Annotated in this window: 15 protein-coding genes and 1 pseudogene; 5 read left to right on the top strand and 11 right to left on the bottom strand. The window is 51.7% G+C overall.

Annotated features, from left to right (window positions below; all coding sequences use genetic code 11):
• Positions 1–34 precede the first annotated feature (34 nt).
• From DCX48_17145 to DCX48_17120, 6 genes are all read right to left on the bottom strand, one after another.
• Positions 35–652, bottom strand: a complete 618-nt coding sequence (locus tag DCX48_17145; protein QXE16091.1) for a hypothetical protein — start codon at positions 650–652, stop codon at positions 35–37.
• Between the two features lie 151 nt (positions 653–803).
• On the bottom strand, positions 804–1,814 hold the full coding sequence (locus DCX48_17140) for an AI-2E family transporter (GenBank protein ID QXE16090.1): 1,011 nt from the start codon (positions 1,812–1,814) through the stop codon (positions 804–806).
• A gap of 182 nt (positions 1,815–1,996) precedes the next feature.
• Complete coding sequence (locus DCX48_17135; protein QXE16089.1) at positions 1,997–2,944, bottom strand: DUF4880 domain-containing protein; 948 nt, start codon at positions 2,942–2,944, stop codon at positions 1,997–1,999.
• Positions 2,941–3,465 (bottom strand): sigma-70 family RNA polymerase sigma factor, encoded by a 525-nt coding sequence (locus tag DCX48_17130; protein ID QXE16088.1) that lies wholly within the window; start codon positions 3,463–3,465, stop codon positions 2,941–2,943. Before DCX48_17130 ends, DCX48_17135 begins: the two co-directional genes overlap by 4 nt.
• 164 nt (positions 3,466–3,629) lie before the next feature.
• Positions 3,630–5,999, bottom strand: a complete 2,370-nt coding sequence (locus DCX48_17125) for a TonB-dependent siderophore receptor (protein QXE16087.1) — start codon at positions 5,997–5,999, stop codon at positions 3,630–3,632.
• A 750-nt stretch (positions 6,000–6,749) separates the two neighbouring features.
• Positions 6,750–7,142 (bottom strand): transcriptional regulator, encoded by a 393-nt coding sequence (locus DCX48_17120; GenBank protein QXE16086.1) that lies wholly within the window; start codon positions 7,140–7,142, stop codon positions 6,750–6,752.
• Positions 7,143–8,087: 945 nt separating this feature from the next.
• Between DCX48_17120 and DCX48_17115 the strand changes: the two are divergent.
• From DCX48_17115 to DCX48_17095, 5 genes and pseudogenes are all read left to right on the top strand, one after another.
• Positions 8,088–8,967: pseudogene (locus DCX48_17115) on the top strand (IS630 family transposase).
• A 79-nt stretch (positions 8,968–9,046) separates the two neighbouring features.
• A complete protein-coding gene (gene acs / locus DCX48_17110) occupies positions 9,047–11,008 on the top strand; it encodes an acetate--CoA ligase (protein ID QXE16085.1) in 1,962 nt (653 codons plus the stop codon).
• 125 nt (positions 11,009–11,133) lie between these two features.
• A complete protein-coding gene (locus DCX48_17105) occupies positions 11,134–11,445 on the top strand; it encodes a DUF485 domain-containing protein (protein QXE16084.1) in 312 nt (103 codons plus the stop codon).
• Positions 11,442–13,100 carry a cation/acetate symporter ActP gene (actP, locus tag DCX48_17100; protein ID QXE16083.1) on the top strand — a complete coding sequence of 553 codons (1,659 nt, stop codon included), beginning with the start codon at positions 11,442–11,444 and terminating at the stop codon, positions 13,098–13,100. The genes DCX48_17105 and actP overlap by 4 nt, the downstream gene beginning before the upstream one ends.
• A gap of 254 nt (positions 13,101–13,354) precedes the next feature.
• Entirely contained in the window at positions 13,355–14,263 is a 909-nt protein-coding gene (locus tag DCX48_17095) for an Rpn family recombination-promoting nuclease/putative transposase (GenBank protein QXE16082.1), read from the top strand.
• A 128-nt stretch (positions 14,264–14,391) separates the two neighbouring features.
• Here the strand turns inward: DCX48_17095 and DCX48_17090 are convergent, their stop codons facing one another.
• The 5 genes from DCX48_17090 to DCX48_17070 all read right to left on the bottom strand — a co-directional run bounded on the left by DCX48_17090 (position 14,392) and on the right by DCX48_17070 (position 22,470).
• Positions 14,392–16,089, bottom strand: coding sequence for a rhamnogalacturonate lyase (locus tag DCX48_17090; protein QXE17284.1), 1,698 nt, complete (start codon positions 16,087–16,089; stop codon positions 14,392–14,394).
• A 360-nt stretch (positions 16,090–16,449) separates the two neighbouring features.
• A complete protein-coding gene (locus tag DCX48_17085; GenBank protein QXE16081.1) occupies positions 16,450–18,579 on the bottom strand; it encodes an HlyD family efflux transporter periplasmic adaptor subunit in 2,130 nt (709 codons plus the stop codon).
• A 2-nt stretch (positions 18,580–18,581) separates the two neighbouring features.
• Positions 18,582–19,940 carry an HlyD family efflux transporter periplasmic adaptor subunit gene (locus DCX48_17080; GenBank protein QXE16080.1) on the bottom strand — a complete coding sequence of 453 codons (1,359 nt, stop codon included), beginning with the start codon at positions 19,938–19,940 and terminating at the stop codon, positions 18,582–18,584.
• On the bottom strand, positions 19,937–20,695 hold the full coding sequence (locus tag DCX48_17075) for an efflux RND transporter periplasmic adaptor subunit (protein QXE16079.1): 759 nt from the start codon (positions 20,693–20,695) through the stop codon (positions 19,937–19,939). The genes DCX48_17080 and DCX48_17075 overlap by 4 nt, the downstream gene beginning before the upstream one ends.
• Entirely contained in the window at positions 20,695–22,470 is a 1,776-nt protein-coding gene (locus DCX48_17070; protein QXE16078.1) for a TolC family protein, read from the bottom strand. Before DCX48_17070 ends, DCX48_17075 begins: the two co-directional genes overlap by 1 nt.
• Positions 22,471–22,720: the final 250 nt, after the last annotated feature.

The following is a 22,720-nucleotide window of genomic DNA, read 5'->3' as shown; positions in this document are numbered from 1 at the left end:
ACAATCAGCCCAATCTTGCATTGGGCTGATTCATTTAGATCTTCGTTTTTTGATTAACAGAGCGGGTATACAGTACGCCAGCGATCAGACACAGCGTATAGCCGAATAGTTCAGCCCCTTCCTCTGCAACGTTTTTCACGGTTCTGATATACCCATCATCCATCAGCGTTCCCCACAGTTGGGTCATACCAAACAGGCGAGAGAAGACCAGAACGGCCAGTAATCCACACACCATATAGCTATAGCTAGCGTGCTGGAGAAAATGCGCCAGCCCGGCAAACGTATTATTTAGTGAAAATGCCGCGTAGCCAATGCAGACCACCGCACACAGTATGGCGAAATAGAACCAGCTGCCATGCGCAATATTATCTAGAAAGAAATCCATTTCTCTAATCAACAGGCAGAAAAAGAACCCGGCAATAAGTAGATAGCCACCCCGACGCGCACGACATCTTATCGCGATGCGCAAGAACAGCAGCCCTGTCAATAATAAGAACGCCTCCTGAGAAAACTCAGTAATAGAAATTTCCCCCACGGCGTTATTCAGCACCACCACATCAATAAACAGCGCAAGCAACACTAGGCCCACAATCACCGCCAGCATCAAGGCAAACCCCAAACGGCGAATAATAACAGCAACATCTTTACTCATACTTCACTAATCCGTACGACAATAGTAATGCTGCTAAGGGTATCATTTTGGAAAGGAGGGAATTGGGCCGTTGGTGCGCAGTTGTAGCGTGCTATATGGCAATGGAATGATATGGCAGGCGATCGCGTCAATCGCCTGCCGAAATGCAGGATTAAATCAGTGCAGCTTCTTTTAATTCACTTTTCAGGTAAGCGTAGTATATCGGTGCCGCAATCACACCGGACAAGCCAAATGCCGCTTCAAACACCAGCATTGCCAACAGAATTTCCCATGCGTGTGCTTTGATCCTCGTTCCGACGATTTGTGCATTGAGGAAATACTCAAGCTTGTGAATCAGCATCAAATACACCAGCGCAACCAGCGCGATTGGCAGTGAAAGAGATAAGCCAGACAGAAAAACGATGGAGTTAGAAATCAGGTTACCGATGACCGGTAGCAAACCAAAAACAAAGGTGAGCACCACCAGCGTTTTGGCAAACGGCAGATGAATACCGCACAGCGGCAAAGCACCGAGAATAAAAATGGCGGACAGCGACGTGTTAACGGCAGAGATCTTCACCTGGGCGAAAACAATGTTGCGGAACGATGCCGACAGCAACGAAACCCGGCGCAGTAACTCCGCTTTTAGTAACGGTTTCTCCGTGTCCGGATCGACGTTATAAAGCGAGACAATCGCGCCAAGCACCATACCGATGAGCATCGTCACAAATCCATGCAGGAAACTTCTCCCCATGTTCTGCAACATCACAATATGCGCCTGAATCCATTGCAGAAACTCGTGTTGGAGTTCTTCAATACTGACTGGCAGATACCCAGGTAAGTAGTGGATAATCTGCTGCTGGATGTCATTGAGGATGTAGCCAATGCGTATATTGAACGCGGCAGTATCCTTCATTTCCTGCATCAACAATCCGACCAGGCTGCCAAACAATAGACTCAATAGGCTGACTACCAGCGTACTGATCACTGCGACCACAATCCAACGAGCACGTTTACCACTGATGACCCGTTGAAAATAGGGAGTCAGCAAATTCACAATTTCATACACCAAAAAACCGGCAATAAAGCAGGTCAGCAGGCGTAAAGGCAGCAATATAAACAGGCCACCCATAATAAAGAAAAAGCTCAACAGGCGAGCTTGTTTCAGGTTCAGTAACTGCATGATGACATCCCGTATGAAGAGGCAACGCTCAGAATACCCTTTGTGGAGTATGCTACGCCTTTTTCGGTATCAACAGATTGATATATATGCGCCAGATTTGTGTTTAGTCTGCGAGTGATAACCAACCAGCTAACAAATGCGGCATATTTTTGGTGTTTTATCGGCGAAATACCAGCTGTGTTTTAGCTCGGGCGGATATCTACCCACCAAGAAAAACGTCTGCTCACCTTCACTGGCAGCGTCCGTACAATGGCGTCAAGCAGGCGGTCGGTTTCATGCAGCGGAAAAACGCCCGAAATCCGTAAATTCGAGACAGCGGAATCGACATGAAAATAACCATTATGATAACGGGAAATTTCATTGATGAGCTGTCCTAACGGCATGCTATCCGCGACCAGCAGTCCCTTGCGCCAGCTCTGGCGGAAATTCTCAACGGGCGCAGGCTCGCGGCACCTGTCTCGAGTAAAAATAACCTGTTGCCCCGCCGTCACGCGCTGTGCGGCGGGTACTGCCGTTTGTAGCAAAACCTCACCGCTAAAAACAGAAAGGACGCTGTGGGCGGAAGTGTAGCGGAGCGCCAATTGACAGGAATGCGCAGCAGCAGCGAGATCGCCATGCGGGGTCGTCAACCGAGCAGCATGCGCCGTTTGGTTGTCCAGCATCAATTCACCTTTTATCAATTGAAACGTCAGCGGCTGAGACAACGCGGGGCTGCCCTGCTGATTCAATGCAGAATCCGTATTCAGCCAGACGGTCATCCCCGTTTCGATGCTGAGCTCACTCGTTTCTCCCGTTCCCGTGCGGTAATCGGCAGCATAACTGTCCCACGGCAGACTAAAACCCACGCCTCCGGTAACGCTGGCAATAACCAACAATTTAAGCATGCGTCGGCGTTCTTCACCCCGCCTGCTCAGCACAGAAGAAGCTAATTGGCTGTCTACCGCATGGAATCGGGCATGAATCTGTTCAACCTGCTGCCAGGCAAGCCGATGGGTTTCATCTTCATGTAACCATCGCTGCCATGTCTGACGATCATTTTCGGAACAGTCTTCGTCATACAGCGTCGCATACCACTCAGCGGCAGCATAAAGAACATCTTTCGGAATAGAAGAAGTAATAGAGGAAATCATAAGTCCTGACACAATAGACAATTCAGCATTGCCTGTGCCATATATTTTTTTACCATCCGCTCGGAAACGGCTAATTGTTCAGCAACCTGCCGATAGGTCAAGCCATCAAGATGCACCAACAAGAATGCCTGCCGCACCTTAACAGGCAGCATCGCCAACATCTGGTCGATGGCCAGCAGCGCCTCCACCACGATGGCCTGCTGCTCCAGCGAAGGGGAAAAGTTAAACTCTTGCTCAACTAGCACCTGAAGGTAGGCATTCTCAATGTCTTTACGTCGCCAGTGGTTAACCACTAGCCCGTGGGCCACGGTCGTCAGCCAGGCACGCGGTTCACGAATATTATCGGTCTGATGTTGGCAAATCAAACGTAGAAACGTGTCTTGCGCCAGATCCGCAGCCTGCTGTGAACATCCCAAACGCCGACGCAACCATGCCTGTAACCAGGAATGATGGTCATGATAAATCTGCTGAACATTTAAGATTTCAGGCTGATGAGGGCAGGCAGCGGCGGGACTCTTCACGGTGTTCGCTCAATGTGACAGCAATGAAATGATTTTCATTATCATTAAAAGCAAAGTCAACGACTATCGTGCCGATTACAGTAAAAAGGAGGGAGTTGCATGGCGAATGCTGCAAAAAAGAAAGAAGCCCGAAGGCTTCTTTCAGCGATATTCAAAACGGGAAATCACCAACGATAGCTGACATTCGCGCTAACGTTACGGCCTTCGCCGTAGTAGCACCAATAGTTACAGGCGCTGACGTACTCGTGATTTGCCAGATTGGTGGCATTAACCTGCAACCGCCAGTCTTTGCTGAAATCATAGGCAATCATCGCATCCCACAGCGTATAAGCCGGAACCTTCATATCCGCCGTATTGGCAATGTCGCCGTAAGAGCTGCCAACATAGCGTACGCCACTACCGATACTTAACCCTCCCAGTTTGCCGTTAAAGGCATAGGTCGCCCAGCCAGACACGATTTGCTCAGGCAATCCCGGAAGACGTTTGCCGACTTCACCAACGGAACCCGATTTGGTCGTCTCCACTTCGTTGTAAGTGTAGTTTGCCGTCAGCGTCAGGCCGGTATAGACCTCACCGCTCAATTCCAATTCGAGGCCACGTGACCGGGCTTCACCCGACTGAATAGTCAGATTCGGGTTTTTAGGATCCGTCGTTTTAACGTTTTTCTGTTCCAGATTAAACAAGGCAGCAGACGCATAACCGTTAAAGCCTTCCGGCGTATATTTCACGCCAACTTCCGTCTGTTGGCCTTCTTCCGGCACATAAGGACGTTGGTAACCATCACGGCCTGACACCGGTAGGAACGATTCCGAGTAGCTGATGTAAGGGGAGATCCCGTTGTCAAACAGATACATTACCCCAGCAGTCTTGGTGAATTTGGTATCGTCGGTGCGGGTATCCTCGCCTGATGATAAATTACGGTCGCGAGACTTCGCCACGTCGTAACGTCCACCCAGCAAGAAGATCAGGCGCTCGTCATACTTGATCTGATTCTGAACGTAGTAACCGGTCTGATGGCGTCCAGAACGATGATCGAACAGTTGGCTGTCAGGTGACGCATAGTTACCGTAGACCGGATTAAAAATATCGATAGGGGCGCCAAAGGAGTACAGATTACCATCGCGGCTTTGCGCATTGGCGCGACGATAGTCAAACCCGAGCAGCAGGGTGTTTTCAATATCTTCCCACTGCCATTCCCCCACTAAGCGGTTATCCGTGGCCCAGTTTTGCGCAAAGCCGTCGCGGTAGGTCAGCCCACGATTAGCCTGACGCGCATCAGCCATACTCAGCGCATAAGCATTACGCAGATCCAAATTAAGGTAGGCGTAGTTCAGGTTCTGGTGGAACGTCCATGTGTCATTCAGATGATGCGTGAACTCATAGCCCAAATTGAACTGCCGAGTATCATGGCGGTTCATTCCCGGTTCACCCAGCGATGTTTTATAGCCAACTTTGCCAAACGGCGTGCCATGTAATGTACCGTAAGGCAGTTTAAAGCCGTTGGTCGTGTCGGAATTCGTATCCATGTAGCTGGCTAACACGGTCAGTTCGGTGTCTTCTCCGAGGAACGTGACGCTCGGAGCTAGGTAAAGTCGCTTACTCTTCGAGAAATCCATCTCACCCGAGGTATCGCGAGCTAGCGCGACAACGCGATACAGCACCGAGCCATCATCATTTAACGGACCCGCACTGTCGACGGCCAGATGGCGATAGTCGTTAGAGCCGTATTCCAGCTCCACTTTTCCCTGCGGCAAACGCGTCGGCCGTTTGGTGATGACATTAACCAGGCCGCCCGGCGGGTTTTGTCCATACAGAACAGAGGCTGGGCCTTTCAGAACCTCGATACGCTCGACCCCAAATGGCTCAATCTGCTGGCCATAGAATCCATCTTCATTCAGCGTAGCCAGACCATTCTGGAACCGAGATTGATCGCTAAATCCACGAATAGTCACCCATTCTGCCTTATTATCCGGCCCGTATGTCGTAGCCAGAATACCGCTGCTGTAGCGTAGCGCCTGATCGATTTTTTGCGCCCCGCGCTCTTCGATCTGTTTTTCTGTCACAACCGCAACCGCGCGCGGCGTTTCTGAAACCGGTACATCCAACTTCATCGCGGTATTCGGCGGGGCATTAACGACAATTCGATCGTTTTTAGCGACAACAGGTGCAGAAACGGGTACGGGTTCGCTCGTCGTGCGCTGCACTAGCGTCACGCTACCATCAGCACTGTACTGTGCACTTATGCCGCTATTGCTGAGAATCTGCTGGAAACCCTGCTCAATGTTGTAGTTCCCCTGCAACCCAGCACCGCGTTTACCTGCCACTAATGCTGGATCGTAAGAAAGTAATACGCCAGCCTGTTGGGCAAATTGATTCAATACCTGATTGAGCGGGCCAGACGACACCGCGTATTGTTGGACAGACACAGCAGATGCAGCATAGACCGCCGCCATTGGCAGCACTGAAGCAAACGATGCCCCAAGTACCCCGGCTCGTAAAATACGAGCCAACAGGTGGGTACGAAATTTAACCATTATTTATCCCCTATAGCATAAGAAACGCTTGTTTTCAGAAGCTATGCCAATTGAGAAAGTAAAAAAGGGAACCAGAAATCGAAAAATAATTAAAGTAATGCGTTGTGAGTCAGAATTATTACGGAAAGCGCGTTCTCGATATTGGTAAACCGATGGGCAGAAATATCATTACCAGTAAAAAACTGACGTTTGGTTTTATCAAAAAGTGCTATATGCCGATAAGCGCTGCATCGGCTTAACCTCATCAATAATTAGACGAGAGTCTACTTATCCATTCTTCATCCTTCAGGATTCAATGCACTAAAAATAAAGAAAATTTTCAGAGCTTATTATCAATGATTAATAAACCGTGTTACCTAAAGGAATAATCCACAAAAAGACAGAAGGAAAAGGGAATAGGCGAAGAGTAAGGCAGGATGATATCGAAACGTTTCGCTGCTTATTTCAAAAGGAGCATATTACATGCAATAAAATAGTTAACTCTCTATTTTTCTTAATTTTTCACACTATGGAGGTTAATAAAAAACGTTTTTTATTCTCCATTCATGAAAACTCGGTGCTGCTTTATCGTTCTACTGGCCGTCAGCGGGTATCAGAGAATAACCAACGCAATCGATTGCTGTTGAGAAAACGATGCTAAATTAGCAATAACAACGTTATCAATAACAACAACGCCTCTTTTGTCGTTATATTCCACTGGAAAATACACGTATCTACTCTTCCGGCCAGATAGTCTACGATTATTCAAGCTTATGACGCCAAATTTGTCGAAGGCTCAACCGCATCCTGATTCAGGATCAGCAGAGAAAGCACTCGATTTTCAACGTTCAGCTTAGAAAAAGACAGCGTACTTAACTGCTTTTTGGTAAAGCCATCAGACAGTAGATCCGAGACCACACGCGTACTCAACACGTTGGAATTCGTCATAAAGTCGTGATAGGCAAACTTCACGTTGATAGGTAGCACATCATCAATTGAGACGGGCGTATTCATTTCAGCACGCAATCCAAAATGGGCGTTGAAGGCAGAATTCGCGCAGACGACTTTACATTTCTCGTCAATCACTGCCACAGCACGCCGATCATTCTGAACTGGTTGAGAAAGCATGCCTAAAATCTCATTCCGGCCAAATATCAGACTCATTGTTTCCTCTGCATCATGCTATGTAAAAAGATATCTCACAGCGCACCATGACGTCACGGCACACCATTGATAAGCAATCAACCTACCGGAATTTAAAAGGTTTCCGGACTAATAGTGTTCTTCCCACCCCAGAAAATCACCTAATGAAAATAGTGAATTTCGCTAACCGGAACCTTTTACCTGTTCTCTGGTTACCGGGGCTCAAACATCTGCCGCCTTACTCAGCGTCAGTGATGTTGGGTATATCTCTGTTATTTATTTTTGGAAACCGGATATTTCTGAATAAGGCACAAAAAATAACACTTCACTTTTTCTTTTTGTCAGCGGCTAGCAGACGGCATCTTTACCCTTTTTAAGAAGGCCCACATCTGTACTGTGTAACCCACCTAGAGTGTAGATTATTCATACTTATCTGCCCGTTGATAATCAGATAAATCTATTTCATTAATAGCCTACATATAATTAACAACTGGTACAAAATTTCAACACATAAACCACAGCTGAACGCACTAAATAGCTGGCTCACGTAGGAATATACTCTGAACAGGATTTTTACTATCGGCTGAATAAGCGGGATCTTTATGCCTTTTGATCGTAAAGGGCGATCAAAAACTTGATAACAATAGATATAATCTATTGAAAACAATGAATTGATCGTTAATGACATTATAACAGCATAGATAATTCTGCTGACTTTCATATTGTGACATACATCACTTATCGCGTTTTGGCTACCGCGAAAAAACTGCCTACTTTCTGAACTAAAAGACTATCTTTTAAGTAACGCTGCATTGCTTTTCCTGCATTGCGTGATCAATCGCGCAAAAAAGAAACAAAGATAACTAAATAGCTGTTCCAAATAGTAGATCACCAGAAGGGAACTCAGTCCGATTTAAGCGATCTGATCAATCGCTGAATATCCCAAATCACCAACCGGACTGAGTCATGCCGATCATAGCACCGATACCCGACGCCGAAAGGTGTCTGATGCAAAAAACCATCCATAAAACATGTGATAAAAACTATGCCCGCAGACTCACCGCGATGTTGATGCTTCATCGTGGGGACAAGATAAGTGACGTTGCCAAAACGCTTTGCTGCGCACGTTCATCGCTGGGGCGCTGGATTAATTGGTTCACACTTTACGGGCTGGAAGGCCTGAAATCATTACCCTCAGGTCGTGGCCGACGCTGGCCGTTTGAGCGCATTTGTGTGCTGTTGCGTCAACTGATTAAGCATTCGCCGGAAGATTTTGGTTATCAGCGTTCTCGCTGGAGTACTGAACTGTTAGCAATAAAAATCAACGAGATAACCGGGTGCCGTTTGCATGCTTCAACCGTTCGCCATCCATCTCAACCCCAAAATAGGTGCTGACTGGCAGCTACGTGGTCAACAAAAGCGAGTTGTTACGCCAGGGAAAAACGAAAAATATTATCTGGCTGGCGCGTTGCACAGCGGCACAGGAAAAGTCAGTTACGTCGGCAGCAGCAGTAAAAACTCGGGGTTATTTATCAGCTTGTTAAAACATCTAAAAAGCACGTACCGGCGAGCAAAAACGATCACGCTGATCGTTGATAACTACATCATCCATAAAAGTCGTGAAACGCTTCGTTGGCTGAAGAATAACCCAAAATTTATTGTTATTTATCAACCAATTTACTCACCGTGGGTGAACCACGTAGAACGGTTATGGCAGGCATTACACGACACAATAACTAGAAATCATAGCTGTCGTTCGATGTGGCAATTACTGAACAAAGTACGCTATTTTATGAAAACGGTAAGCCCATTTCCTGGCAGGAAGCACGGTCAGGCAAAAGTGTAGCGATATTAGGATCAGCTATTTAGTTAACTACAATTAACCATTATTTGACATAGCATTAACATGTTTAAGGAGAAGCGCTATGACACAACATAATAAACACGCCATTCCCGCCGCTATTGCGGAAAATGCACTGATAAATGCCCAGCAATACGAAAATATGTATCGGCTATCCGTTGACGATCCCGCCGCCTTTTGGGGTGAGCAGGCAAAGATTGTCGATTGGATCAAACCCTATGAAACGATCAAGAACACCTCGTTCGACCCTGGCCACATACGTATTCGCTGGTTTGAAGACGGTACATTAAATGTGGCAGCAAATTGCCTGGATCGCCATCTGGCCGAGCGTGGCGATCAAACGGCCATCATCTGGGAAGGGGATGACGCAACCGAAAGTAAAAAAGTCACCTATCGTGAACTGCACCAGTCCGTATGCCGTTTCGCTAATGTGTTGAAGTCACAGGGTGTTAAGAAAGGTGATGTCGTTGCCATTTATATGCCGATGGTGCCAGAAGCGGCTGTGGCAATGCTGGCATGCGCCAGAATCGGCGCTATTCACTCGGTGATCTTCGGAGGCTTTTCTCCCGAAGCGATTTCTGGGCGTATCATCGATTCCAGCGCCAAGCTGGTCATCACCGCCGATGAAGGCATGCGAGCCGGGCGTGTGATTCCACTGAAAAAGAATATTGATGAGGCGTTAAAAAATCCGAACGTCACGACAATTTCCAGCGTTATCGTTTTCCGTCGTACCGGTAAGATCAATGAATGGCAGAACGGACGCGATCTGTGGTGGCACGATCTGGTTGAAAAAGCAGACGATCACTGTCCACCAGAAGAGATGAATGCGGAAGATCCACTGTTTATCCTTTATACATCGGGTTCGACCGGTAAACCCAAGGGCGTATTACACACCACTGGCGGCTATCTGGTTTATGCCGCGCTGACCTTCAAGTATGTATTTGACTACCATCCCGGCGACATCTACTGGTGTACGGCGGATGTTGGCTGGGTTACGGGGCACAGCTACCTACTTTATGGCCCGCTGGCATGCGGCGCGATTACGCTGATGTTCGAAGGTGTACCAACCTGGCCGGACGCTAGCCGTATGGCGCAAGTGGTCGATAAGCATAAGGTTAACATCCTCTATACCGCCCCTACTGCAATCCGCGCGCTGATGGCTGAAGGTGACAAGGCGATCGAGGGCACATCGCGCGAATCGCTCAGGATCATGGGTTCTGTCGGTGAGCCGATCAACCCGGAAGCCTGGGAGTGGTATTTCAACAAAATCGGCAATGGTAAATGCCCTATCGTCGATACCTGGTGGCAAACGGAAACGGGCGGCTTCATGATCACCCCGATCCCGGGTGCAATCGAAGCGAAAGCTGGCTCCGCGACGCGTCCGTTCTTTGGCGTACAACCTGCACTAGTCGACAATCTCGGCAACCCGCAGGAAGGCATTAGTGAAGGCAATCTGGTGATTGTAGATTCTTGGCCGGGTCAGGCAAGAACCCTGTTTGGCGATCACGATCGCTTTGAGCAAACCTATTTTTCCACCTTTAAAGGCATGTATTTCAGCGGCGACGGCGCGCGCCGTGACGAGGATGGCTATTACTGGATCACGGGTCGTGTTGACGACGTGCTGAACGTTTCCGGGCACCGTCTGGGGACAGCGGAAATCGAGTCTGCTCTCGTCGCACATCCTAAGATTGCCGAAGCGGCCGTGGTGGGTATCCCGCACCATATGAAAGGGCAGGCTATTTACGCCTACATCACACTAAACCACGGCGAAGAGCCGTCCAGCGAGCTGTATACGGAAGTGCGCAACTGGGTGCGTAAGGAAATCGGCCCCATTGCCACACCGGACATCCTGCACTGGACTGATTCCTTACCGAAAACGCGATCCGGCAAAATCATGCGTCGTATTTTGCGTAAGATCGCCGCCGGTGACACCAGCAATCTGGGGGATACCTCAACGCTGGCTGATCCTGGTGTCGTCGAAAAACTGCTCGAAGAAAAGCAGGCCATGAGTACCGCCTCTCAATAACTACCTGACCCACCGCGTTCTCTATCCCCGTAAGCCATGACGTGGCTTGCGGGAATGTGGCTGGCGATAAATCAGGCGGCCACGTTGCGGCAATACTCAACCTAACAGATTACTGGAGACTTACGATGAATGATGCCATTTATCAACGGATTGAAAGTAACCCCTTATTCAGAGAACTGGTCAACAAGCGACAGCGTTTTGCCGCTTTTCTTTCGTTGATCATGCTGGTGCTTTATGTCGGTTTTATTCTGCTGATCGCCTTTGCGCCAGGCTGGCTGGGAACACCAATCGCTCCCGATTCGAGCATTACCCGTGGTATTCCAATCGGAGTGGGATTGATTGCGATTTCCTTCATTCTGACAGGCGTCTATGTGTATCGCGCCAACGGTGAATTTGATCGTCTGACCAAGCAGTTACTGGATGAGGTAAAGCAATGAAAATACGCTTTATGATGTTGTTCGGACTGTTGACGCTACCCGTACTTGCGTGGGCGGCGGATGCGCTCACAGGGGATGTCCAGCGCCAGCCGCTGAATATTCAGGCCATCGTGATGTTTCTGCTGTTCGTCGGCGGTACGCTGTATATCACTTACTGGGCGTCGAAGAAAACCCGATCACGTAGCGACTATTATACGGCTGGCGGCAACATTACCGGTTTCCAGAACGGGCTGGCGATTGCGGGTGACTACATGTCAGCCGCGTCCTTCCTCGGTATTTCTGCACTAGTTTATACTTCCGGCTATGACGGTCTGATCTACTCACTCGGATTTTTGGTCGGCTGGCCGATTATCCTGTTTCTGATCGCAGAGCGACTACGCAACCTTGGGCGTTACACCTTTGCCGATGTCGCGTCATACCGGCTGAAACAAAACCCCATCCGCAGCCTCTCTGCCTGTGGTTCGCTGGTGGTCGTAGCGTTATACCTCATCGCACAGATGGTTGGCGCGGGGAAACTCATCGAACTCCTGTTCGGCCTTAACTACCATGTGGCCGTGGTACTGGTCGGCATTCTGATGGTGATGTACGTGATGTTTGGCGGCATGCTCGCCACCACATGGGTACAGATTATCAAAGCTGTCCTGCTGCTATTCGGCGCCACCTTCATGGCCGTCATGGTGATGAAATCCGTAGGATTCAGCTTTGACGCGCTGTTCAAACAGGCGATGGAGGTTCACCCAAAAGGCGCGGCGATCATGAGCCCCGGCGGACTGGTTTCTGACCCGATATCCGCGTTGTCTCTCGGATTAGGGCTGATGTTCGGTACAGCCGGTTTGCCACACATTCTGATGCGCTTTTTCACCGTCAGCGATGCCAAGGAAGCCCGAAAAAGCGTGTTCTACGCCACTGGGTTCATGGGTTATTTCTACTTCCTGACCTTCATCATCGGTTTCGGAGCCATCCTGTTGGTGAGTGCCAACCCGGAGTTTAAAGACGCAACGGGCGCACTCATCGGTGGAAATAACATGGCGGCAATACATCTTGCCGATGCGGTCGGTGGCAACTTCTTCCTCGGCTTTATCTCCGCCGTGGCCTTTGCCACTATTCTGGCCGTCGTCGCTGGGTTGACGCTAGCGGGCGCGTCTGCTGTATCCCACGATCTCTATTCCAACGTCATTAAGAAAGGGAAAGCGACAGAACGCGATGAGCTGAAAGTCTCGAAAATCACCGTATTGGTGCTGGGTGTCGTGGCTATTTCGCTCGGCATCCTGTTTGAGAACCAGAATATCGCCTTCATGGTTGGGTTGGCCTTCTCCATTGCCGCCAGTTGTAACTTCCCCATCATTATCATCTCAATGTACTGGTCGAAGCTGACGACACGCGGCGCCATGATTGGTGGTTGGGCGGGGCTGTTAACGGCCGTCATTCTGATGGTACTGGGGCCGACGATCTGGGTGAAAATCCTCGGTCACGCTGCGCCTATTTATCCTTACGATTATCCCGCGCTATTCTCCATGCTGGTCGCGTTTATCGGTATCTGGTTCTTCTCCATCACCGATCGTTCCGAAACAGGACAGCAAGAACGTGCTCGCTTCCATGCGCAGTTTGTCCGCTCACAAACCGGCGTCGGTGCTTCAAAAGGCAGTTCCCACTAATCTCTGCCTCTCTCTGGCCCGCATTTCGCGGGCCAGCTCCTTTATGAAATCCAACGCTTTGCGTTGTTGAAAATCGCTCCTGCGATTTTTTATCGTGGGCTATCCCTGCCCACTCCCTCCGGGCCAACGCTTTGCGTTGTTGAAAACCGCTCCTGCTCTTTTTTGCGGGACGGATTCCCAATAATAATCAGCACGCTTTTCCTCTCTGAACCATTCGCTATGGTGTCGGCATACTCATCACAGGGAAGGATGCGATGCAGCCTCACGATGCCATCTTCAAGCAGTTTTTAAGCGATATTGATATCGCCAGAGATTTCCTTACAGCTCATTTGCCACCCGCTATTCAGCAACAGTGTGATTTCAGTACATTACAGTTGGAGTCTGCATCGTTTATCGAAAGAACATTGCGTTCACGTCTGTCAGATATGCTGTACTCACTACAAACTCGCTCTGGCTCTGGATATATCTATTGCGTCATAGAACATCAAAGCCGACCCGACAAACTCATGCCCTTCCGGCTATTACGCTACTGCCTTGATGCTATGCAGCAACATTTATCGCAAGGTCATCGGTCGTTACCCGTCGTCATTCCGCTCCTGTTCTATCACGGCAAACGGAGTCCTTACCCGTATAGCATGCAGTGGTGGGATCATTTCACCGATCCGGAACTGGCAGCACAGGTTTACCATCGTGCATTTCCGTTGATAGATCTGACTGTAATTCCAGATGAGGAAATCAAAACGCACCGTCGTGCAGCGCTGCTGGAACTCGTACAAAAGCATATTCGCACACGAGATATGCTGGAATTGGCACACGACATCGGGCTATTATTTGAACACTGGAACCTGTCTTTACCACTGCGGCACGCGTTGTTACTGTACGTCGCGAAAGTAGGCAATACCTCTGACATAGACAGATTCATTGATTCAGTGGCTGAGCCCCTGTCAACGCATAAGGAAGATACTATGACTATTGCACAGCAATTACATCAAAGGGGATTTGAACAAGGAATGCAGGAAGGGATGCAAGAAGGAATGAAAGCCAGCGCGTTAAATATTGCCCGTCAGATGCTGCAAAGTAAAATGGAGCAGGAGTTGGTTCAGCGCGTCACACAATTGTCCAATGAAGAGATGGCGCAACTGCTTCTCAGCGAGCAGAAATAATTTTTTATCGTGGGCTATCCCTGCCCACACCCCTTCGGGCCAACGCTACGCGTTGTTGAAAATCGCTCCTGCTCTTTTTTATCGTGGGCTATCCCTGCCCACTCCCCTACGCGTTGTTCAAGCTGGATTTATTCCTCGCTTAACGTCACCACGTCATACATCACGCTGCCGCCTTTTAATTGCAGTGTGATTGTGTTGTTGCCATTTTTCAGGAAACCGGATGATACGGGGATACGTGCAACGTGATAGCGACCGCTCTGTAGCGCACCGCGATAGATGGCTTTATCGTTGTCGTAAGTTAGTGTCTCCAGCGTGGTGCCGTTTACCATTACCGCCAACTGTGGCACGGTTGGCTCGCTCATGCCGCTGTTGCTGGCTGCCGCCAGTGCGATGTTAAGGAAATAGGTTTTCTTCTCAGGTTGTAGCGCGAAACGGATATCCCATTTTCCCGGTTTGGTCTGCGCGTAATACCAGTCGCGCTGATAGTCGCTGCGGCCAATATCGAACGTCAGATTTGCAGGAACCTCATGCTGCCAGCGGGTGTTACGTACTTCGTTACCAAAGCGGAATTCGCTCGCCTGCCGATTGGCTTGCCCAATGGCCCAGACAACCGATTCGGCTTTAGGCAGCGTTATCATCGGCAGTACTTGCTTATCACCAGAAACGGACAGCGCTTGCTCTGCCAATATCCCCGGCTGCGTACCGCTGTTGGCGTACACGGACAGATGGTAATTACCCGGTCGGACATGAGGAATAGCAAAATTTCCCTGCGAGTCTGTCGTTGCCTGATACGAATAGCCGCGGGTTTGCACATCAAACGGTTCATCCAATGACGATGAAAGCACAACAGTGACTGGCTGCTGGCTGGCAACGCGTCCGCTGACCTGCGTGCGATCGCGCGCATAGCGGGAATCGTCCACCCATTTATACGGCCAACTAACCGTTTCCGTCAGTGCCTGACGCTGGGCATCCGCTAGCACCTGTTCGGTATCGCCCTCGTTAATGTACAGCAGCCACGGGCCGTAGAATTTTTTCCAGCCCGGCGGGGCTTTCATATCCGGCGTGCCAAAGTGCGACCCCGTCATATAGTTCAGAATGATCGCATCCTGATGCACCAACAAATCCTGCTTGAGCGCATCACCGGAGAAATACTCCCGGTTGCCGTGAATCAACCATGCGCCCACGCCATTGCCGAAAACACCCCAGAAAGGCGCGGTCCGCATATAACCAGCGAAGTCATATTTGGAATAGATACTGCCATCCGGCAGTCGCCAGGTTTCATCCTGCACCTTTGGCGAGGCTTCAAGCTGTCTATAGAGCAGCGGCTTACCCTGGCGAACGCCGCTGTAGAGATGGTCTAACCGTGCAGGATCGAAGCGATAGACGTTACGCAGCTCACTGACGTTAACACCCTGACTTCCGCTATTTTCGGCTACCACATAACTGTAAAGCCCGCTAACGCCGCGACGCATAATCAGATGATATTCGAGCTTTAACAGCCCGCCTCGATCGTCGATATAGGCCACATGCGCCATCTCACGATCGTTACGCAGCACCTCCAGCCGCTCAGGGACGAAATCTTTGACGCCTTTAACATTGCCATTATTGATATAGTAATCGAGGTAAGCGCTACGCGTTTTGCTCGGATCGCGTGCCGCACCGGACAGGTTAGTGACGATATTTTTGCTACCCGTCACCATGCTCACCGCGCTGCCATCCTCCCCGAATGTGACTTTCAGCAGACCGTTATCCAGAACGGTATTCAAACCGGAAACGGATAACGACACGGCATTATCCTGCGCACTATAGCTATAGGGTGCCAGCATGGCGCCCACCAACAACAAGACAGATCGCTTCACAGTCAGCCCTCTTGTGTTCCACTGTTTAAACAGAAACGTTTATCGCGATGGTTCAGGCCACGGCAAATGTCAGATATTAGGGGAAACACGGTGATGAGGTTCCCGCAGGGACACCTCGCACCGTGGTAGCCCCGTGTATCTCGGTATGGCACCAAACCTTGTCGCTGAAATTAAAAATTTCTGCCATTTTAAATAGATGAGATAGAGATATCAGGAACAACATAATCGAGGAGATAAGCGCCCTCCTTCCCGCTACTGCCAGCAAAAAAAAGAATCTGGCACTAGCGGGAAGAAAGTCAGGATCGACATCGCAGAAATCAAAACCGATCAGAATGACAGTTCGCGGATCAGCACGGCGGATACCACTTTCCAGCCGCGAATCAACAGGCTTTGAGCCTCACCATCCATGACTACCGTGCCGCGCAGTACCTGCGGCTGAGCACGATAATCGGCAGGTAGACTGAGCAAGACCCGATAAACCACCTGCTCAGGATGCAGTTTGCGCTGTGAATCGCTCAGAGTGGCAATATCACCGCCGTAAACCGAGGCTAGTTCCGGCGTGGCATTCAGGTCGCGGGTCGCCGTGCTGGCAATTTCCACAATAGTGAGCGGCAGCGACGCGCGGCTGACATCCTGTAAATAAAACGTGCCTTTTCCGCCCGTGCTGAGTCGCTGCCAGTCTTTTTCCGACACGAATGCTTCCACCAGTCCGCCGGTTGGCTTGGTCACGACGGCCAGCCATTCGCCCTGCCCCATCCACTCGCCCGTTTCCAGCGGCGTTGCCATATCCGCCACTACGCCGTCTATCGGTGCACGTACCGTCAGTTGTTCAGACTGACGCTGCAATACCTGTAATTTTTGCAGCGCGGCTTCGTGCTCCTGCTTCACACGCTGATGATCGCCAACTGCTTCCTTGTTGAATACCTGAAAGGTACTTTGCCAGTTCAGCGTAGAGATTTGTCGTTCCAGTTGTTGCCGTTCATGCGCCAGCGCATCAGACGATAGCGTAAACAGTGCCTGACCAGCGCGCACAGGCTGACCAACCTGCACGTTAATGTGCTGAATCATCGCGGGTACAGGCATATACAGGCTGCTTTGCTGTTCCGCCCGCAGCAGCGCCGGCGCGTACACGCTGCGCTGCCAGGGAATCATCAGCAAGAGCAGAACCACGGCGCTCACGGTCAGCGTCGTCGTCATATTACGGTTCATACGATAGTCCTTACGACGTTTACTCCATTCGCGCACTTCATTCACCACAGGCATCACCACGAAGTAGCCGATTTCAATCGCGAAAAGCAGCATCCCCAGCAGCTTGAACGCCATGTGGTAAACCAGAATCGCGATACCGGTAAACAGGAAGAAACGGTATATCCACACCGCAAACGCATAGCCCACCAGCGTGCGTTGCAGCCAGCGCGGAAAGTGCTCCGGCGGTGTATCCCCTAGCCCGAACAGCCACTCCCGCATCTGCCAGCGGCCGATGGCAAAACCTCGGTTTTGCAGATTCGGCACCTGTAATCCGTCTGAAAGCAGGAAATAGCCGTCGAAGCGCATCAGCGGGCTGAGATTAATCGCCAGCGTCATGATCCAGGTGGTCGTCGCCAGCATAAACGCGGCGCTACGCAGCATGCCGTCCGGTAAGAAGCTCCATGCCAGCGTAGCCCACGCCGCCAGCACCAGTTCGGTCATCATACCCGCTGCGCCAATCGCCATCCGCTGTCGGCGGCGGGTGAGTTTCCATGAACCGGATGTATCGGTGTACAGCACTGGCATCATCACCAGAAATGCGATGCCCATCGTGGCAACCCGCGCACCAAAGCGCTTGCAGGTGTAGGCGTGGCCGAACTCATGCAGGATCTTGGTAAAGCACAGCGTCAGCCCGGCTAACGCAGCGCCTTCCAGCGTGAAGAAGTGCAAAAACGTATGTTTGAACGTTTCCCACTGGCGTCCGGCGAGGAATAAGCCCAGCACGGCCACCAGCAGCGTCAGCTTGAGAAAAGTACGGCTGAAAAGCGGCGCGATCCACGGCAGCGTCGCGCCCAGAAAACGATCGGGATGCCATAAAGGAATACGAAAAAACAGATAATTCTTCAGTAACTTGCGCCAAATCGAGACGCGTGACTGCTCCACCTGACGGGTAAACTGCGCCAGCGCTTCATCACCGGAAACACGCGTCAGGCTGTTAGCCTGTAAGAAACGGTTGAAGTACTGCACATCGCTGTCATCGAGCGTCAATGCAGAAGTCTGGTTAACCTCGGCCACGATCTGTGCGGCGTTCCCCATCGACCAACGCGATAGCATCGCCATTTCTGCCCAGCCGATACGAAAATAAAGACCGCGCAGCGGATCTTCCAGCGTCCAGCTTGGCGATCCATCGCGATTAGCTGGCCCGGTATGCAGGATCAGTTCATCGCGCAGCGGACTGAGCCCAGCAGTTGGCGTCGCACCTCCGGCCATCGTTAGACGCCCAGCCAAACACGCAGGGATGCCAGCGGTTTACGCAGCAGATAAACGAATAGCACCGTGCGTTTCCCGTATAACTTAGCCGTACCTTTCAGGCCTACGCGCAGCAGTGGGTCATCCTGCGTAAAACGCGCCCGCAGCCGATAGGCCATCACATTATCCGGCGTCGGCGCAGCGCGATAACCAATCTGTTCAAGCCGCGCTTCCTGTGCAGAATTCGGTGCAACATTGAGGAACAGGCGGACATCCGCGCCATTTTCCAGCGCAATCGCATCCGCCGCAGGCAACTGAATTTCCAGCTCCACATCGTGCGGATCGGCGATCATCATAATGCGCTCCCCGACCGCCACCGAGCGCCCAATCCAGTCACTGGCGTCATCAAGAATCGCCACGCCGTCACGCGGGGAAACGAGCTGCATACGTTCCTGCTGACGTTGCAGAAAATCCATATCGCTCTGTGCCTGTTCTCGGCGGCTTTGCAGCACAGCCAGACTGGCTTTGCTGTTAGCATCGAACAACGCCTGCTGCTGCGCCTGACGGTACTGGGCATCGGCAGTGGCAAAAGACTGCCGCGCCGATTCCAACCGATTTTCCAGTTCGCGCACGTCCAGCCGCACCAGCGGTTGGTTAGCGCTAACGGTTTGATTGGGCCGAACCAGAATGTCATCCACCACACCCGCCACGGGCGCGCGTACCATAACCGGACGGTGCGCGACGATCTCCGCCGGAGCCAGCACCGACTGGCGAACCGGGATCAATAAGATCAGCACCAGCGCGATCGCGGCGGCAAGGATCAGGCGGCGTCTGGCCGGCGGCGTTTTCGATGGGCGACGACGCACTTTGCACAGGCTTGACCACGCATGCGCGTAGGCGTCAGCCAGTTTTTCCAGCAGCACGATTTCGGCAGGCAGCCATGCGCTGTCGCGTGCTAACACCAGCACCAGCGGCGCATTCCCCTGAGCGACACGCAACGGTAACCAGAGTAAAAATTCCGGCAAATGCTCCTGCCATAGAACCCGATCGTCAGCAGGCAACTCTTGGCATTGCAGCACCTGTGTTTGGCGTCCTTCCTCCTGCCACTGGCGGCACAGGCGGCTAAATTCGGTGCAAAACGGCGCGTTGTGATCGAGCGAGGCCAGCCCGGAAGCTGCCTGCAAGCGTCGTTTGTCGCAGTCCCACAGCAGCGCCTGCCGATACTTCACCAGATGGTGCGTTTCATTGACGATGAAAAACGCCAGTTCATCCAGCGTTTCCCGCGCTCTGGCACGGCTTTGCAACTGCAATAGCTCGGCCAACAGCGCCAGTCGGGTATCCTGTTCGGTTGCTGCTGCTGCCGTTGTGTTCCGATCGGTCATGGCGATACGCTACCTGCTGCGTCAGGCGGTGCAATCTGCGCGACGCCGCTCATGCCCGGCAGTAATCCTGCGGTGGATTGCGTAATCCGACCAAAGGCCTTCACCGACTGACTGACCGGATCGATCGCTGACGAAAGGCGGCTGATTTCAGCCGGATAGCTCAGGCCGGTTTCATCCAGCGTGACCTGGAAAGCGCTGCCCTGCTTTAACCACACTAACCAACGCGACGGCACGATCATTTCCAGCTCGAACGCGCTGTCATCATAAATCGCCAACAGCTCTTTCCCTTCAGGCACGGATTCCCAACGCTTGACCTTGGTTTCCGTTACGCGACCAGAGAACGGAGCTTTAATGACGCAGCGTTGCAGCATGGCGCGATTGACACCGCTTTCTGCCTGCGCCATCGACACCGACGATCGTGCCTGATCGACATCCGACAGGCTGATCGAATTGAGCTTATCCAACCGATCGGCAATCGCCAGCTTCTTACGCGCGGCATTCTCTGCGGCATTCGAGTAGTTCAGTTTTTCACGCAGCACGGTGCAATCAAACGTTACCAGCGTGTCACCCTGTTTGAAGTGTTCGCCCTCCTTCACTGCAATATCCGTCACTTTCCCGGCTATTTCGCTGGATAACACGGTGTAACGCTGTGCGCTAAGCTGCACACGAATGTCTCCTGTGGTCGCAGCCTGCCCCCACAGGGGCAGACTTAACGCACTCACCAGTAACAGCGGACGCATCATGCAGACAGCCATTAACGCGAGCCTCCCGCCTGTAGAGATTGCAGGTTGTCCCACATATCCGTGTTCACCACGCGATAGGGTTTCCCCGTGTTAGCCGATGGCGTCACGGCAACAGGCGTGACGGGCTTCGTTGCAGATGGAGCTATTATGGTAGAAGCCGTCGTGGTGGCAGGCGTAGCCGGTGTTGACAGGGACAGACGCGGCACCGCAACACCGCCTTTTTCAAGATTCCCCGTGGTGCGGGCAATCGAGCTGCTCAGTGCGGCCAGACTGACATCGTTCACGTTATCCGGCAGCACATCCAGCCCGGCAGCCTGATACACCGCGCCCAGCGAGTTCTGCACGTCGGCAAAGCTACGGTCGCGCGCGCGGGTCGTCAGAATGGTTTCCGTACTGACGCGTACCTGCTCCATCTGCGTTTCGGCACGATGCTGTACGCTGAGCGTGGTTTGGTTCAGGATGCCGCGCTGGATCCGCGCCAGTTCCTGATAGCGACCGAACATCCGCGTGCTCTGCTGGTATTCTTGCCAGGCTACATTCACCTGCGTCAATACCGCCATGCGCAACGCCTGACGACGGACTTCTGCCAGATCTTCATTCGCCTGTCCGGCACGTTTAACCGATGACCACGACAGCACGTTCAGCAGGTTGCCGCTGACCTGAACGCCCGCATTCGCCCACTGGTGATTAACCAGATAGCTGTTGCTATCGCCGTTGATACCGGCAAATAACGACACACCCGGCAGCAGACGCAGCAGCGATTTACGCGTTTCCAGTACGCTGTTGCGTGCCAGATAGTTCTCTTCACGCACTTCCGGACGTTTCACCATCGAGAAGTTTTCCAGATCGTCGAGCGAGTAGGCCATCTTCGGCGCTACGAGACTGCTTTCACTCGGCACGACAACATCATATTTGCTGGACGGCGGCAGGTTCATCAACGCCGCCAGACGGGATTTCGCCACCACCAGATCGCTGTCGACAATTTCCAACTGGCGCACCATCTCCAGCATATTTTTCTGGAAACGCAGCGCTTCAACCGGTGCAAGCAGACGCTGCTGTTCGGTCTGACGCGCGTATTCCAGCGCCTGACGTGCTTGCGTCAACGAAGTAGTGACTTCCGGCTGCAAACGCTGCGCCGTTGCCGCTTCCCAATAAGCGGTACGCACCTGACGGGTAATATCTGCCACCACGCGACGACGACGTTCTTCCGCCGCCAGAGATTTGTTAGCCTGCACTTTGGCATTGAAATAACTGATACCGAAGTCCAGCACATTCCAACTCATCGTCAAATCGGCGGTGCGCATGGTCTGATCCTGACTGGTGGACGCTTCCAGCGACTGTCGGCCCGTAGTGACCGACTCGCTGCTAGAGCCCGCTACGTTGTCGCGGGTTTGTAGCCCGGCGCGCGCGGTCAGTTTCGGTAACAGCATGTCCAGATTCTGTACGCCCAATAGGTCATCTTCCATCGCTTGTTCCAGCAGCGCGACCCGCTGTTGCAGGTTATATTTCAGCGCACGGGCAATGGCCTCATCCAGCGTGATCGTACCGCGCACCGGTTCCTGATTGGCGAACATCTGTGTTCTGTCGCTTAGCGCCTGTGCAACCTGCTGTTCAACCGTTACCGGTTCTGGTTTGACGGCACAGCCAGCCAATCCCAGACAGGCGAGGGTCACCGCGATCCGTAACGCCCGGGAACCTGTGGAGCGTGGTCTAGCCTCGCGTTGAACGTTCTGCTGCTGACTGTCGTGTTGCTGGCTATCCCAGAAATGCGCTATGTGCTGATTCACCCGGGTTCTCCCCATCTTCTATTTGTCTGGTCCCTTCATCTTGCAGGCGGTAGATTGATTACCACCTGCAAGCGCCCGGGTTAGTGGTTATACCCGTCATACTTCAAGCTGCTTGTGCGTTGGCTGCCCTTGCTCACCCCAGTCACTTACCTGAGTAAGCTCCTGGGGATTCGTGCAGTTGCCGCCTTCACGCAACTCGAATTATTTAGGGTATAAGTAAATAAAATCTCGTCTTAATATTCAGCCTACG

This window comes from Pectobacterium atrosepticum (assembly GCA_019056595.1).
Taxonomy (GTDB): Bacteria; Pseudomonadota; Gammaproteobacteria; order Enterobacterales; family Enterobacteriaceae; genus Pectobacterium; species Pectobacterium atrosepticum.
This window is presented reverse-complemented; position numbering and strand designations above follow the sequence as displayed.